Raw genomic sequence first — 15,709 nt, forward strand, 5'->3', positions numbered from 1 at the left:
GCGGGTTGCATCGCATCCGGCGGAAACACGCTGGCGTAGGACATTGAGGCGGTTCAGGAGGCGATTATGAAGGCGCGCCCGAGTGCGGGAGCTGGCAGGCCGCTATGCGCTGGATGCCTTCATCAGTGCTGGAGGGGTCGGGTGGTTGACATGGAGTCACCTGGCCGACGCGCACTACGAGAAGCGGTACCAGGGGCGCATGGGCGGGGACTAGCGTATATGAGCAAGATGTACATCTTGGGCGTTATTGCTCATACTGAGCATCATGATCGAGATCAGTGTCTCCGCCGCGCGCAGCAGGCTCGCTGACGTCATTGATGACGCCCGCGTGCACCATGCACCCGTCTTCCTTACTCGCCGGGGCCGCCGTCTTGCGGCGGTCATCGATGCGGAGGACCTTGAGCGCCCGACCGAAGCCGCGGAGGACCTCGAGGACATCAAGGCGGCCGAAGCGGCTCGTGCGGAGGTCGCCGAGCACGGCACCATTCCCTGGGATGAGGTCAAGGCGGACCTCGGACTGGCATGACGTACCGGATCGAGTTCAGCCCCGCCGCCGCGCGACAGCTGCGCAAGCTGGATGGCCGAGCCCGGCTCCGGGTTCAGGCGGTGGTTGAGCTGCTGGCGCAAGAGCCTCGCCCCTCTGGCGCGAAGAAGCTGGTCAGAGGGCGGGGCGAGTGGCGCGTGCGCAGCGGCGACTACCGCATCGTCTACGAGGTCCACGATGGTGTGCTGCTGGTTCTGGTCCTCGCCGTCGGGCACTGCCGCGAGGTCTACCGGCGCAGGTAACGAGTAGTCGTAGGTGTTATGGCTCGAGAGCGCGCTGTGCGGCTTGCCGCTGCCCCGTGTGCCGGTGGGCGAGGGGTCTGGGGCATGTGGTGTCACAATTGATGACAAACGGGGGCGGCGGCGTTGGCCTCCTCGGACGAATCGCTGGAATCATGCGGGTGACGTACTGGCTCTTGAGGGCTGTCGGTGGTGTTTGTCATCGATTTTGACACCGGTACCCCTCGGGCGCGGCTGACGCTCGGACCGCCGTCGGTAGATGGTCGGTAGATGGCGTGTGTGACGGCTCGTCACCTGGACCGCCTCTACAGTGGTGTCAGGGTTTGAGTTGAACTGTGGCGTCTACGAACTCGGCCATCTCGTGATGCACTCCCGGCACCAGGACGAAGACGTCGAGGCACAGGCGAACGCCTTGGCTGCTGAGTTCCTGATGCCTGAGCATGTCATACGCCCCCAGTTGCGTGCGCTCACCCTCGGCGCCGTCAGTGCACAGGAGCGCCAGGACTTCTATAAGCGACTCTCGCGTCGCGGGTGGCGCAAGCAGGAGCCCGGCAGCGACACGTTGCCGCCAGAGACGCCCCGCCTGGCAGCGAGCGTCGGGAAGGCCCTTGCGGACGCCGGGCTCACCGACGCCGAAATCCGCGAGCTCGTCGGTGTTGCGCCTGGCAGGCCCTCGCCCTTCATTCCTGAGGCGCGTGGCTTGCACCTGGTCGCATGACCGGTTGGCATTTTAGACCCGGCAGACTGGCATACAACCGTCTGGGCTGGCGTCTGCCACCGGGCTCTTCGGTCAGCGTTGCTACTCTCACAGGTGAGACCAGGCCTAGCGCTGGCATGCCATGGTGGCGCGTGAGGCTGGCCGGTCGTGGCAGGCGATCGGCGATGTGCTCGGCATGGCCTGCGAATGAGCGAACAAACGGTTCCACGCCGTCCGGCTTTTGCCAGCATTGCGGGCAGCATCGGTGGGGTACCAGCCCTTGGCACACTTCTCGCGGATGAGTACCATGGCAGTACAACAGGCTCACAAGCGGAGGGGAATGGTGGAGCTCGACACGCGTATTCAGGTCCGTACCAACAGCCAGCTCAAGGAGCAGGCCACGAGGACTCTTGACCGGATGGGCATAGACATGCCCACTGCGATCAACATGTTCCTCAGCCAGATCGTCCACGACCAGAGGCTGCCCTTCCAGCCGAGTCTCACCCCATACGCCGATGCGATCCGCGAGGCCGAGGCGGAACCGGCTATCAGGGTCCGAGACGTCGACGAGTTGATGGACCTCATCGACCGTGCGTGAACGTGAGATCGCCTATCGTCCGGCCTTCCTACGCGACGTGAAACGGCTCAAACGCAAGCACTACAACATGGACGCGCTCAAGATCGCGATCCAGGCAGTCGCGGAACGGCGCACCGACTGGCTTAAGCGGCATCGCGACCACCAGCTCACGGGCAACCTTGCGGCCTACCGTGTACTACACATCGCGGCCGACTGGCTACTCCTGTACACCATCGATGCCGACGGCACCCTCATACTGGCGCGCACCGGCAGTCACGACGAGCTCCTTTGACGCAGCCCCAAGGGTTCTGGAGAGCCTGGGTACACCTTTCTCAGCGCTGAAAGATAACGGGCAAGAGTTCGTGTCGGAAGGCGAGGCGTGGGAACCTGGTGGAGGATGAGGCACCGGAGGGAGTGAGTCGTCTGTCTCGGATGGTGTTCGTGCGCCTACGGCCTACGAGGCTGCCGAGATGCTGCTACCCGAGCCGACAGAGCATGGCGTTGCGCTTCCTGCTCTTGGCTTACAAGGGCAGCATTCTTGGCCTCGCTGCGGAGGTCGCGGGCCTGCAGCGACCGACCGTGTTCTCCGCGTTAACCAATGGCCGCCAGACTGAAACATCTCGAAGATGCAAAACAGGGCTAGGGCGGGATGCTGAATTCAATCTGAGTGGTAACCTCAGATGCTTAGAGGTCCTCTTGAATGGTGAAGATCGCACATCCGAGAAAGGCCTTGATCGCCGTGCCGCCCACGGAGGGTAATTAATAGTCGGAACTGTCTCCACGAAACTCCTGCGCTTTCCGTATGGATTTGCGGGAAACTCGTGGTCGACGCATAGGTGCCGTCTACGCTGTGAATAACCCTCCAGAAGCACGATTGACAAGAATACCAAAGGCCACATTAGGAGAATGCTCGTGACCAAAACTATCTTTATCGCGTTCGCCATTGAGGATGAGCGCCAACGCGACCTCCTCAAGGGGCAGTCGCTTCACCCTCGTTCGCCATACGAGTTCATCGACATGTCCGTCAAGGAACCCTATGAGTCGGAGTGGAAAAAGAAGGTGCGTACACGCATCAAGCGTTCTGATGGTGTTATCGTTCTGGTGAGCAATAATTCGCTCACCTCCACCGGCCAGAAGTGGGAAATTCGCTGCGCCCAAGAAGAGGGCAAGCCAATCCGAGGCATTTGGGCGTACAGTTCTGATAGGACGCGCCTTTCAGGGGTAAGTACCTATACGTGGACCGACGCAAATATCGCTGGGTTTATCGACTCGCTATGAGGTGCAACCATGCGGAAAGCTCTAATCGTCGGGATTGATTACTACGACAATATCAGCTCTCTTCGGGGGGCGACTAATGATGCGCACAGCGTCGCGAACGTGCTTGGTCGACATGCTGACGGGACTGTTAATTTCAGCCAGCCTAAGCTCATGGTGAGCGCTGGTAGGGATACAAGAGTGACGCGCACGGAACTTCGCGAGGCGATTAAGGAACTGTTCTGTGACGACGGGGACATTTCCCTTTTCTATTTCTCAGGCCATGGATATATCGACAGTGTTGGAGGTTACCTATGTGCTAGCGATTGCGAGACGGGGGACGATGGCCTCGCTCTATCGGAAGTTATGTCATTCGCCAGTCAATCGCCTGCCAAGAACAAAGTCATCATTCTTGATTGCTGTCATGGCGGAGTCGCTGGTGGTAGTTCCATTTCCTCCGCGTTTGCCGAGATCAAAGACGGCGTTACGATCCTTACGGCATCGACTGCGGAACAGTACGCTATGGAGTCTGATGGTTCAGGCGTGTTCACTAGGCTCCTGGTCGACGCCCTTAATGGTGCAGCAGCGAACCTTGTGGGTGACATAACCCCAGGTAGCGTTTATGCTCACGTGGACCAGTCGCTCGGGCCTTGGGCGCAAAGACCAGTGTTTAAAACTAACGTTAAGAAGTTCGTCTCCCTGCGGAAGGCTGATGCACCGGTACAATTGTCTGACCTTCAGAAACTCACGGTGTTGTTCGAGTGTCCGTCGACGCAACTGCAACTCGATCCGTCATACGAACCGGAACGCAGCGGAACGGAGGGCGAGGGTACCCCGCTGCCCGACCCTGCTAAGAACGCAGATTTTGCCGTGCTGCAGAATTTAACGAAAGTAAACCTCGTCAGGCCTGTCGACGCTCCCCATATGTGGCACGCGGCGATGCAGTCAAAAGCCTGTGAGCTGACGGTACTAGGGCAGCATTATTGGAACCTCGTGAACAAGGGGCTCATTTGATGGAGTCTAATGCTCAGATTCTTACTGCTCTTCAACGCCCCCACGTAATGGAACAACTCGCTTACATTGAACACGACCGATGGGCGCACTGGCAACAGTATGTCCACGATCAGTGTGAGCGCTGCTCGGATGGTTCCTTGATCATCCCGGCCGATCTCGCCAGCCGCTGGCAACAACAGATAGACGCCCCTTATTCTGACCTATCGGAGGCTGAAAAGGAAAGCGATAGGGAACAGGTGCGGCGCTACCTGCCAGTCATAGCTGAGGTACTGAGTTTGTGCCGTGACGAGTGAGTGGAACCTGTGCTGGAATCAGCGAAGGCTGTTGTGGAGGGTGTCCTGCTGTTTTGCTCAACGGCGTTGGCCTGATATCGCCATGCGCTAATCCGGTCATGCGTGCTCCCGACGAAGTCGTGAAAAGCTCTAATAACGGGCGGTAGGGGCTACCTGAGGCGGAATCATATCCCACGCTAATCTCGTGACAAGATTGCGTTGATGCGGCGGAAGTCGGATTCGCGGTCGCGGGTGCGGAAGGGGAGCTCGTAGACGTAGGTTACGCCGGAGCCGGGATGGGTGTGGGTGCGCTCGTCCAGCGGCATGTCGGCGTCCGTCTCTGGGCGCTTGCGCTTTTCCCACGCCTGCCGCACCGGCGTGGGCACCTGACGCCCATTGGCGTCGTAAACATAAGGCTGCTTACTCTTGCTGGCAGCGTGATCGTTGTCGTAGAGCACCGCGAACTGCGTGCGATAGATCGTGCACAGATCCTCGATCGGGACCCCAAGCATGATCGCCACCATCACGTCGACCTCCGCCTGCGCGTTACGACGGTCCTCCGCACGACGGAGGGGAACGTCGGGCGTCCAGACCGGCCCTACCGGGCGCTCATCGTAGCGCTCCAGAATCGGCCCATCCTCAAGGAACGCCTGGTCCCAGCACGCGGCCCACAGGTCGGCGTAGGCGTCGGTCAGGCAGTTCAGACGGAGGGTTCGAAGGGTGGCGCGGATTGCGAGTGGGTGCGATCGTGGTGGTAAGGGAATACGCTCGAAGTCTTGGTTGATGATGTCATTACGGTTCCTCGAACGTACTTGAAAATCGGCAAGAAGCGACGAAGAGACAGCGGCGATCAGGGGTAGGGACGGTGTGTCGGTCAGACTCGTCGAGTAGATCGGATTAACGTGCGCGGCGCCGGGTGGGAGCATAGCCGGGATCAGCGTCCGCTCGCCGGTGTTGGCCGCCATACGGCGCCAGGCGATGCGGTAGTGGTCGCGGGCGGAGGTGGTGCCCCAGTGAGTGTAGAGGCGATCGTAGGCGGCGCGGTCGCCAGCAGGCTTGTACTGGGTGACCGGCTGCGCATCCGCAGGCAGGGCCTCGAAGTCGGTCGGAGTCCAGTCTTGGTTGTGCTTCATCGTCTCATTCGGCTGCTTGTACAGCGGCGTGGAAACATGCAGGTGCGGACCCTGCAGGATTGCGTCTTCCCATGAAGCTCGGCCCCACTCCTTGACGAAGCGGCCCTTCTCAAAGTCTGCTGTCTCGTGCCAACCGGCGGAGAACTCAAGGCCGAGCGACCCAATGCGCTGGCTACGTGACAGCGTTTCCAGAGTACGCGCGGCCGCCGAGTTGACCGTGGAGACCATCGGCGTAGAGCGCCAGTCATCCGCTTCGGTCACCGCCTGCCAGCTCCGAAGCGTGGAATTGTCGACCCGCTGGATGCGAGAGGCATGCGGGCGGAGATCCCAGGTGCCCGTGTGCGGGTCCTTGAATCCTGGCTCCTCGCCGGAGCCGTCGTGCTTGAGAGATCGGGTAACCGTGTTGGGGTGATATAGCGAAACGGCATGGAGAAATCGAGGTGATTGTTCTGAATTATAAATATGGATGCCGTAAATCTTGTGGTGCTCAATGTCGAACAGAAGTAACTCGTTGATAAATCGCCAGTGCCTCCGCAGGTGCCGATACGCGGCCGCACGTAGTTCTAGGGTCTTGGCATCCGTGAAGTGAGTCTCCATGTGGATGAGCCCCGAGGTGCCGCTGGGCTTCTGGTGCTCCCACACCTGGCACATGAAGGCGCGATACAGGTCGGGCTGCCCGCTCAGCAGCGGGTATACGGTCGAATCGCTGAGCAACTCGGACTGCACGATCTGCTCGGCGGTGCCGTCGATTACCAGGTTGCGTATGCCCAGGCGCGCCAGAGTTTCCGGGCGGCGCGCCCGCTTCGCCGCCTCCGAGGGCTTCTTAGACAGCGACCACCACGGGTCGCCCTCCGCCAGGAGTGCGTTCACATCGGTGCGGGGCCGCACCCACGGCGGGTTACCCACCTGCAGGTCAAAGCCGCCGCGCGCAAACACGGTGGCGAAGTCCAGCTCCCAGTGGAAGAAGCCCTGCTCGTCCGCGACCCGCTTGGCCACGCGCAGCCACGGCTGCTGCTCAAGCACCATCTCCACCTTCCGCGCACCGGCGAACTGGAGGTCCCAGGCCTCCGTCTCCTCCAGGCCCTCCCAGGTGGTCGCCTCGGCAAGCGGCACCGCGTTGGCGGGGGCGGCGTCGCCCGCGTAACCGAGCGTGTGCTCCAGCGTCTCCAGCCACTCCTCCAGGCTCGGCGGCTTAACGTCGGTGGTCAGCGGCCAGTACCACAGCGCGCACCACGCATCCATTACCAGCCGCAGGCGCCGGTAGGCCGAATCCGGGCTGGCCAGGTAGGCCTCGATCTGCTCCCGCGTCACCGCCGAACCCGCACCCGCCGGGGCCTGCCGGCCCCACAGGTCGATGCGGCGGGAGGCCTCCGCCTCCGCCACCCGCAGACGCCGCAGCGTCAACTCCCACAGCACCTCCACGCGCCGCGCCAGCGCCGTCAGCCGCTTGACCTGCTTATTCGGCTTGTCCTTCGGTGCCTTGGTGATGTCCTTGCGCCACTCCTTCAGAGCCTTCAAGCGCCCGGCGTCCACCAGGTCGCGCACCTGCTTGGGCACCTCCGTGGCCGAGCCCCAGCCGCCGGCGGGCAACAGGAAGTGATGCACCCGGTCGGTCACATCCAGCGCCTGCCCCAAGCGGTGCCCGGAGGCGGACGCGGCAGGCTCACCCCGGCCTGCGGGCAGACCTCCCGGGCCGGCCGGGCTCGACGGACCATCCGGGCCGACGCCGTCGGCACCCGCCGCACCATCAATGGCCTCGGCCACCTGCCGCAGCGGCTCGGCCACCGGCGTGGTGCTCAACCACTTCCGCTTGCTGCCCAGGGCACTGACCGGATACAGGGCCCGCCTGGCCCCAACCAGTGAATTGCCGCGCCGCAGCCGCAGGCCGAACCACGGCGCCGCCAGACCCTCCACCATCGTGTCCAGCCACAGGGAAATCTCCGCCAACTCCACCGCCGTAGCATTGAGGTCCACGCCGTAGACCTGATGCAGCGCCAGGTATGCCTTCACCTTGGCCAGCTCGCGCGGACGCTCCTCCGGGTCCACGCGCACGCCCAGCTCCCGCTCCCGGCGGGACAGGTACTGCTCGGCCAACTGGCGCACCGCCTCAATCGCGAAGGCGCCCGACCCCAGCGCCGGCTCACACACCGTCAGGTGCAGCACCTCCTCCGCCGTCGTCACCTGGCCGCCCTGATCCAGCAGCTCGGCCAGGGCCTGCTGCACCGTGAAACGCGTCAGCACCTCCGGGGTGTAGAAGGACGCCGACCGCTGCCGATCCCGGCCCGAGAGCCGGAACACGAACTCGCCCGGCTCATAGGTGACGTTGCGGCGCTCACCCGTCACCTCATCCTCCACCGTCACGAAGTCCTTCTCATCCAGGCCCTCCATGACATCCTCGGGCACCACCCACGAGCCCTTGGAGGCGTCCCCGCCCGGCGCCACCTCCCACAGGCGCTCGGTGGCGAAGGAACCCGTGTAACTCATCAGCCCCTCATAGACGGCGCCCAACTGGTTGATACCCAACTCCACATAGGAGATGAAGCCCCGGCCCGTCCGGCCGTTCTCCCTGGTCAGCAGCAGGTGCCGCAGCACCCGCAGCAGGGCCGCATTACCCAGCCCCACCTCATCAATCAGCGCCGTCGCCTCCGGGCGGAACAGGTCCGCCCGCATCGGCTGGAACACCAGGCCGTCGAAGGCCTCCTCCTGATCCGGCGTAACCCCCGTGTTCAAACCCGAATCCACCAGCCGGAACAGCAGCCCCAGGGACTGGTAGATGTGCGTGCCCGCCTGCGCCGTCTCCTCATGCAGCTCCCGCAGCGTGAGCTCCCGCAGTCGCTCCAGGCCGTAGCCGGCGTCGTACTCGGCCGCACCCACCGGCAGCACGCCCAGCTCCGGGCTCGCCTCCGCATACAGCAGGAAGATGATCCGGTAGATGTACCGCAACGACTGCAAAGCCAGCGGCTGCGCCTGCTCCTGGCCCAGCGGTTCCAGGTCCCGGGCGGCCCGACGCCGCACCACCTCGTTCGCGATGATCTCAATGGAGGAGCGCACGCCCTCACGCAGGTCCTTGGACACCCCCACCGTGTGGGCGGCCGAATCCGCGAGCGTGCCCGACCACCAGGTCTCACCCTCCGGAGTCGGCAGCAGGGAGCGGGCGTCCAGGCAGGTCAGTGCCCGCTCCACCTCACCGCCCCGCTTGGCGTCATTGCGCTCCACCACCAGCTGCACATTCACCGCCAGCCAGCGGCCCTCCGGCCACCGCTCCTTCTCCGCCACCAGCGCCCAACGACCCGCCAGCACCAGGGCGAAGGCCGGGCCGTGCTCATCGGTCATCAGCGTGGACAACGCCCGCGCCACCGAAACCACCGGCTCGGCGCCCTCCAGGGCGGGGGCGTCCGGGTCCTCCAGGTCCACTGGCTCCCACGGCTCGGCCAGCGTGGCCGCATCCTTGACCAGCAGGTCCTCCACCGTGGCCGCGGGGCGGGCCCGCAGCAGCGCCAAGGGCGCCGGGCCCTCATCACCGACCGGCCGCACCAGCGTCACCGGGCCCCGCTCAACCAGCCGGAACTCGGCGGAGGCGAAACCCAGAATCTCCCGCAGCGCGGCGTCCAGCTCCTCGGCGGCCCGCAGGACGGCGGCGGTCGGCGTGGCGGCGTCGTCGGGCAGGGCCGCCAGCAGCTCCTCCAGGTGCGGGCGCGCCGAACGGAAGCGGCTGCGCGGCGTGGACACCGGGGCGGCGCCGTCGGAGGGCTTCTCCAGCTCCTCCCACTCCTTGCGGCGCTCCAGCACGCGCGCCAGGAAGGACTCCTTCGTGGCGTCGGTGGTGAAGTAGTGCTCGCTGATCCAGTCCTCGCCCACTACGAGTGCATCCGACGCCGCCATTAGCGGTCCCCTTCCTTATCGAAGCCCTGCGGCACCACTACCAGCAGCGGTCGCACCAGCGTATGTGCGGGCAACTGCTGCTCCATCAGCGCATGCTCCGCCGCCACCGTCTGCCGCTGGGAACGCAGCTGCCGGTTCTGGATGAGGCGGCCCGCGTCGTCATCCCAGGAGTCCGCCCGCTGCGCCCAGGACTCCACCCGGGTGCGCGCCTGCTCCCGGGCCGCCTGCACCGTCAGCGCCATCTGCTTCTCGGCCGCATCCACCGCCGGGGCGATAAGCGCCTCCAACAGCGCCGTATCCGGGGCGCCGCCGGCATTGGTCAGCTCCCGCTCCACCCCCGCCGCAGCGAACATGGCAGCCGGGGAGCCATGCACCTGACCGATCGGCACCGCCTCCAGGGCCCGGCCCGCCTGCAGCTGCGCGCGGGCGGCGCCCAAGTCCAGGAATGGGAAGGCGGCGCTGACACTCACCAGGGAGATCGTGCGGCCCGCCAGGTTCGTGAGCGTGCCCAGCAGCAGCACCGTGGGCGACTCCACCTCCCCGTGCACCGCGAACACCGAGGAACGGCCCAGGCGGGCCAGCACCCGGTCACCCGCCCAGTCCAGCACCGGGTGCAGCGGGCCCAGGTAGTGGGCCTCTGGCCAGGAGGAGTCGGAGGAGTCCCGCAGCGCCTGCGCCAGCAGCGCCTTGCCCTTGCGCTGGCTGGTGGCCAGCAGCAGATGCTCCTGCACGTGCCGGTCCTGCAGGTAGGACTGCGGCAGCACCGCCAGGCGGGCGCGCAGGCCCGCGGGTGGCACCAGCTCCACCACATGGTCCTCATGCTCCCGCCAGGAGACGCCACCGCCGCCGGTCTGCCCGTGCTCGGCCTCCTCCGGGCGCTCATACAGCTCGGTGAGGGCCTGGCGCAGGTAATCCACCTGGGAGTCATACAGGGTGGAGGTCGGCAGCGGGGTCGCGGCGCGTGCCGACGGCGAGGGCCCGGCGGCCGGGACGATCGGCGAGGCAGTGGCGGCGTCCGCGGAGAGCGCGGCGGGCGACGACGCCGGGGGAGCGGCGGCGTCGGGGGCGGGGAGCACGGGCGGGACGGCGTCGGCTGGTGCGGGGAGGTCGTCGGTGGCTCCCGAACGGGCCTGGTCGGTGCCCGTCAGGGAGGCGAACAGTGCCGCCATCGGATCCAAATCCAGGGCCGCATCCGCGTCCGGCACCACCTGCTCGATGTCGGTGCCCTGCTGGAGGGCTTCGCGGATCGCCTTCTCCTCCTTCTCCCCGGAGTACAGGCCCATCAGGGAAGCGGCGTCGCCCAGCGCCCGGTGCGCCTGATCCTCCTTCTCCATCAGCCGGGTCAGTACGCGCACATCGCCGGAGAAGTGGGCGTCGGAGGGGTCCAGCAGCAGGGTGGTGATCTGCGGGCTGGTCTCCTGCCCGTAGCGGTCGATGCGGCCGTTGCGCTGCTCGATCCGGATCAGCGACCAGGGGATGTCGTAGTGGATCAGCTCATGGCACTGGGCGTGCAGGTTCACGCCCTCCGAGGCGACGTCGCCGGTGACCAGCACGCGCAGCGGCGTGTGCGCCTGCCGGAACTCCTCAACGATCTCCTGCTGCTCCACGTCCGACAGGCCACCGTGCATCACCCGCACCGCCCCGTCGCGCAGGCGCAGGTCGCGCCGGAGGTTCTCTGCCAGCCAGTTCAGGGTGGCCACGCGCTCGGCGAAGACCACCGCCCGCGCCGTCGAACGGGGGCCGACGCCGATGCGGTGCAGTTCCTTCAGCAGCGCCTGGTACTTGCCCGACGCGGTGGTGTTGGCCGCCTCGGCCAGCTTCCGCAGGCTGCTCAGGGCCTGGGACTGCTCGGAGGATTCCAGTGCCTCCTCGCCGGCGGCCCGGGAGCGACGCCGTGCCATGCGCTCGTCGATCGTCTGAATCAGCGCCGCCGGGGAGGACAGGAAGGCCTTCGCCAGTGTCCAGGAGAACAGGGCATTGCCGCCGTTGCCCGCGGTGCCCGGGTCAGTAGCACCCGGGGCGGAGGCGCCGTCGGGGCGGTGCAGCCAAGTGCGCGAGAGCTCACTGGCCACCGCGTCCTCCGCCGGGGAGGGCGCCACGAGCCGGTTGACCGGGGTCAACCGCTCCTTCCAGCGGTCGCCCACGACGTCGCGCACCTCCTCGGAATGGCGGTGACGGCGGATCACCAGCCGACGCACCGCCTCCTGATCCAGCGAGCCGTCCGCGCGGACCGCCGTCGGCTCCAGCAGGCGAATCAGCTCCGCGAAGGACTTCGGGTCCCCATTGTGGGGCGTGGCCGAGGCCAGGATCAGGGCGTCGGTCTGGCGCGCCAGGATGTCCGCCAGACGGTTGTTGAGCGTGCCCTTGTTAGTGACATTGTGCGACTCGTCAATGACCACCGCATCCCAGCGCTGCTTGCGCAGGTGATTGAGGTAGCGGTCGGACTTGAGCGTGTCGATGGAGATGATCGCCCGGTGGTAGACGGAGAAGGGATTGCGGGTGGCCGGGATAGTGCGCCGCACCCGCTGAATCCCCACCGAGTCCAGACGCACGAAGGGCAGGGCGAAGCGCGACCACATCTCATGCTGCATCTGCTCCAGCACGTGCCGGGGCGTGACGATCAGAATCCGGTCCCCGCGGCCCCGGCGCACCAGCTCCGCCAGGATCATGCCGATCTCCAGGGTCTTGCCCAGGCCCACCGTGTCCGCCAGCAGGATGCGCGGGCGCAGGTTGGCCGGGTCCAGCGCCTGCCGGACGGCCGTGAGCTGGTAGGGGAGTGGATCGGCCAGCATGTCACCCACCACCGCCAGCTCCGTGGAGCCGGCCGGCAGCGCCGTCTTGCGCAGCGTCGCCTCCAACCACAGGCGCGAGAGCCGATGCCGGGTAGAGGTGTCCGCGACCACGTGGGTGCGACGCGGGTCCACGGGCTCGATGCGGTCGATCCCGGCGGAGAACTGGGCGGTGACGTCCTGCACCAGCTCCGACAGCCCCTGCACCGTGACCAGGGTGCCGTCGGAGTTGGCGGAGACCTGGGTGACCAGCCAGTCCTCGTCGCGCACCCGCACCACCGACCCCGGGGCGACATCGAGCGACGGCGGGGGAGCGGGAGCGGACGGCGCGGCGGTGGGGGAGGCGGAGGAAGGGGCGGCGCTCGCGGGAGTGGCGCCGAAGCGGGCGGCGCTCGCGGCGGTTGGGTCGGAGGGGGTGGCCGTGGTCACGGGGACGATCCTAGGAAGCACCGTCGGCCAGGAGGGCGGGACGGACAAGTGTGTTCGAGGTGTGATTCGCGCTTGCCCGCCCGGCCGTGCGGCGGGCACAATAGTGGGGAGCCACCCGGCTGGGACCCGGATGACTCCCCGATGCGACCGGTCCTAGAACCAGCCGCGGAGGGAATCCATCAGGACACTAACGGCCCGGATCAGATGAGCGATGGAGTTAACGAACTCACTCATCTTCCGGGCCGTTTCCTGGTCCTGACGAACCTTGCGACGTCCGTCTTTCGACTTGGCCACAGCCCCTCACCTCCTCCCTGACCTCCTTCTTCCCCGGCCATCAGGACGATGCGTGATCCGGGAGAGGGTGCCGGAGAAGGCTCCCTCAGAGTAACGGTTTGTTATCCGGCTTGGGAGGGTGTGGATGGAGCAGGGAGTCGGCTCGCCCGCGTGCTTAGCGCTGTCGTCGTCTACGACGCCTGTTCGGGTTCTACTGCGCCAGAAGAGTGGCGACCCCCACCGGGTTTCACATATAAGTGAAGTCGTGTTGACGCAGGGTGTTCAGAGGGCTCTGTTGGCAGCCCTCGCCTCGATCGCCGAGCATGGCGAGGTCACTATCGGCCGTGTCCCTGACGAGCTCACCAGCACTGTTGCGGCCGACATGCTCGGTGTCTCGCGTCCTACGCTGCTGAAGTGGAGCCGCGACGGGGTGATCGACTCCTTCAAGGTCGGTACACACACCCGCTTCTGCCGAGAGGACGTAGTGCGGCTTCGGTATGAGCGCGAGCGCGAGCGTCGCCGTGCCTTCGAGGAGTTGCGAGCCCTGGATGCCGAAGGAACAGTCAGCATCTGACCGACCGGTCGCGCCGAACCTATTCGAACTCAATCTGACGAGCCCTGCTGAGCCGCGTCTGATAGGTGTCGATGTGCACGGTTTCCCCGCCGATCGTTTGGCCATCGTTGCCTGAGCAGTGCGTGTGGTGGAACTGTCCTCGTTTCGAGACGTGAGAGTGGGTCGGCGGGGCTCGGCAGGCGCTAACGTTCCCGCTGACTCATTACTCAAGGGCGAGAGGGGAATCAGTGGACACGAGCGGGGCCGGGAGTCCATCGGAGGCATCGCAGGAATCGAGTGAACCCCCTGTGCAGGCGGCCGCGGCGGTGACGCCGTCGTCGGCGTCGGATACGGGAGCGGAAGCACCGGCGCCTAATGCTGCCGCCGAATTGACGCTGCTGGAGGCCGCCCCCGGCGTCGCCGTCCTACTCGCCGACACGGTGCCGGACGGCTGGGAGATCGAGGCCTTCAATCTGGGGAAGCGGGCCAACACCGAGATCACCGATGCCTTCAGCAACGTCGCCGGTGCCCTCAACCTCGTTGCGCAGGGAGCGCAGGGGCTCGTCTCCGCGCAGGGACTGGTGCGACTCGCACCGGAGACTCTGCGCAACCTGCGCACCATGAATATGATCGTCAAAGACGGCTACAACCTCGGCGTCCTGACCCGCGGTGGTAAATTCGCGGCCCAGGTTCGCTGGGTCCCCGCCACCGGAGTTCAAGCCGCCACGGTGGCCGCGAGTGCCGGCCCGGCCTTCGCCCTGATGGCCATCAGTGCGCAGCTGACCTCGCTGTCCAAGCGGGTCGACCAGAATCTAGAACTGACTCGCGATGTCCTCCAAACCCTGCTGCGGGACCACTGGAACGCTCTCAGCGGCATGTATGACACCGTCGTCGGCGCTATTGATGAGGTGCGGGAGATCGGGGCCGTCACGCCGCGGGTATTTGAACCAATTGCGCACCTCGAGTCTGATCTTCGCGCCGAGTACAAGCACTTCGACGGCCGCCTGCAAAGTCACCTAAAGGCGCTGGGTGGGACCGCTGCCGAGCGGCGCGACTACCTGCGGGACCACGCCCAGGAGATCGCCGCGGACCTCCAAGGACTCGTCATGTCCGCCAACGCCCACTACGGGTACCAGTTGCTCGCAGCGGCCGAGATCGCCTCCGACAGTGAGCGCAGCGAGCAGGATGAGCAACTCATGCGGTACCGAGCCGAACGGATACCGGCCGAGCGGGCCGAAACCATGGCGAGGATCGCCCAGGTGCTCGGTCGGCTCGACGCGTACTGCCACCTGGCCGAGCTAACGGATGGACATGGCGCCGACCTCGCGCGTGTTGGCGCCAGAGTCGGCGAGCTGGCGGGGCAGGTCTCCGGGCGCGTCCCGGCGCTGCGCCGGGCGCGGCGGGGCGCGAGCACCGAGCAGATCGTCGCGGCCATGACCCAATACGTGGCAGCGCTGTGTGTCGGTGCCTATGAGGCCCCCGCGGCCCTGGAACCGAACCTCAAGGTCATTGAGGATGACGACGCCGTGGCGCACGTGCTCGACATTCTCAGGTGGGTGCTGCCCAATGGTGAGTCCCTGATCGCTCTGGTGGGATTCGCCAACGCGTCGGTGGGAGATATCGGCCTCAAGGGCGGATACCTGGGGGTGACGCCCACGCGGTTCTTCCTCGCCTCGCGCGGAGCGCTCGCCAGGGACGGGCTGATCGAACACGACTTTCCGCTAGCGGACGTGCGCTATGTCCGGTACCGGCAGGGCGGAGGCCGGCCGCGCCTAGACATCATTACCAAGGATGAGAACCTCGCAGCGCACTTCGCCGACTGGGCGGCCTCGGGCGATCCCGGCGAGCGGCTGCGGCGCGTAGCCGACGTGCTGATGACGGCCGTGAACCTGCCCGCGGAGGAGCGGCGATCCGACCCGCTGCTGGAGGCGACCGCTGCTCTCCCGTCATAGCTGCCGGTCGGTCGCCTCGCACGCACGGCAGCGGCGCGGAGGCAGCGCAAGGAGATGGCAGAGGCGCCGCGTTAGGCCGGCAAGGCCGGGTGTGAGCCTCC

General features: G+C 65.9%; 11 protein-coding genes. 9 read left to right on the forward strand and 2 right to left on the reverse strand.

Going from position 1 to position 15,709, the window contains the following annotated elements:
- Positions 1 to 265 precede the first annotated feature (265 nt).
- From BLR49_RS07220 to BLR49_RS07250, 7 genes are all read left to right on the forward strand, one after another.
- Positions 266 to 526, forward strand: a complete 261-nt coding sequence (locus BLR49_RS07220; protein ID WP_176765809.1) for a type II toxin-antitoxin system Phd/YefM family antitoxin — start codon at positions 266 to 268, stop codon at positions 524 to 526.
- Positions 523 to 786, forward strand: a complete 264-nt coding sequence (locus tag BLR49_RS07225; protein ID WP_092535651.1) for a type II toxin-antitoxin system RelE family toxin — start codon at positions 523 to 525, stop codon at positions 784 to 786. Before BLR49_RS07220 ends, BLR49_RS07225 begins: the two co-directional genes overlap by 4 nt.
- Positions 787 to 1,111: 325 nt before the next feature.
- Positions 1,112 to 1,501, forward strand: a complete 390-nt coding sequence (locus BLR49_RS07230) for an ImmA/IrrE family metallo-endopeptidase (RefSeq protein WP_143013723.1) — start codon at positions 1,112 to 1,114, stop codon at positions 1,499 to 1,501.
- A gap of 286 nt (positions 1,502 to 1,787) precedes the next feature.
- Entirely contained in the window at positions 1,788 to 2,078 is a 291-nt protein-coding gene (locus tag BLR49_RS07235) for a type II toxin-antitoxin system RelB/DinJ family antitoxin (protein WP_218121322.1), read from the forward strand.
- Positions 2,071 to 2,349, forward strand: a complete 279-nt coding sequence (locus BLR49_RS07240; RefSeq protein WP_092535660.1) for a type II toxin-antitoxin system RelE/ParE family toxin — start codon at positions 2,071 to 2,073, stop codon at positions 2,347 to 2,349. Before BLR49_RS07235 ends, BLR49_RS07240 begins: the two co-directional genes overlap by 8 nt.
- A 620-nt stretch (positions 2,350 to 2,969) precedes the next feature.
- Positions 2,970 to 3,335 carry a TIR domain-containing protein gene (locus BLR49_RS07245; RefSeq protein WP_218121323.1) on the forward strand — a complete coding sequence of 122 codons (366 nt, stop codon included), beginning with the start codon at positions 2,970 to 2,972 and terminating at the stop codon, positions 3,333 to 3,335.
- Between the two features lie 9 nt (positions 3,336 to 3,344).
- Positions 3,345 to 4,325 carry a caspase family protein gene (locus tag BLR49_RS07250; RefSeq protein WP_092535666.1) on the forward strand — a complete coding sequence of 327 codons (981 nt, stop codon included), beginning with the start codon at positions 3,345 to 3,347 and terminating at the stop codon, positions 4,323 to 4,325.
- A 469-nt stretch (positions 4,326 to 4,794) separates the two neighbouring features.
- Here the strand turns inward: BLR49_RS07250 and BLR49_RS07260 are convergent, their stop codons facing one another.
- The gene (locus tag BLR49_RS07260; RefSeq protein WP_092535672.1) at positions 4,795 to 9,612 is read right to left on the reverse strand and encodes a serine/threonine-protein kinase; all 4,818 of its coding nucleotides are present in this window, start codon (positions 9,610 to 9,612) and stop codon (positions 4,795 to 4,797) included.
- The gene (locus BLR49_RS07265) at positions 9,612 to 12,830 is read right to left on the reverse strand and encodes a helicase-related protein (protein ID WP_092535675.1); all 3,219 of its coding nucleotides are present in this window, start codon (positions 12,828 to 12,830) and stop codon (positions 9,612 to 9,614) included. Before BLR49_RS07265 ends, BLR49_RS07260 begins: the two co-directional genes overlap by 1 nt.
- A 568-nt stretch (positions 12,831 to 13,398) precedes the next feature.
- Here BLR49_RS07265 and BLR49_RS07270 point away from each other — a divergent pair.
- Both BLR49_RS07270 and BLR49_RS07275 read left to right on the forward strand, forming a co-directional pair.
- Positions 13,399 to 13,677, forward strand: a complete 279-nt coding sequence (locus BLR49_RS07270) for a helix-turn-helix domain-containing protein (RefSeq protein ID WP_218121324.1) — start codon at positions 13,399 to 13,401, stop codon at positions 13,675 to 13,677.
- 287 nt (positions 13,678 to 13,964) lie between these two features.
- Positions 13,965 to 15,608 carry a hypothetical protein gene (locus BLR49_RS07275; RefSeq protein ID WP_143013724.1) on the forward strand — a complete coding sequence of 548 codons (1,644 nt, stop codon included), beginning with the start codon at positions 13,965 to 13,967 and terminating at the stop codon, positions 15,606 to 15,608.
- Positions 15,609 to 15,709: the final 101 nt, after the last annotated feature.

Origin of the sequence: Actinomyces ruminicola (assembly GCF_900103885.1) — a bacterium.
Taxonomy (GTDB): Bacteria; Actinomycetota; Actinomycetes; order Actinomycetales; family Actinomycetaceae; genus Actinomyces; species Actinomyces ruminicola.

Bases quoted from the DNA above. Each gene is read 5' to 3' on its own strand.
- BLR49_RS07225 (WP_092535651.1), top strand. From the start codon at position 523: ATGACGTACCGGATCGAGTTCAGCCCCGCCGCCGCGCGACAGCTGCGC.
- BLR49_RS07235 (WP_218121322.1), top strand. From the start codon at position 1,788: ATGGCAGTACAACAGGCTCACAAGCGGAGGGGAATGGTGGAGCTCGAC.
- BLR49_RS07220 (WP_176765809.1), top strand. From the start codon at position 266: ATGATCGAGATCAGTGTCTCCGCCGCGCGCAGCAGGCTCGCTGACGTC.
- BLR49_RS07250 (WP_092535666.1), top strand. From the start codon at position 3,345: ATGCGGAAAGCTCTAATCGTCGGGATTGATTACTACGACAATATCAGC.
- BLR49_RS07260 (WP_092535672.1), bottom strand. From the start codon at position 9,612: ATGGCGGCGTCGGATGCACTCGTAGTGGGCGAGGACTGGATCAGCGAG.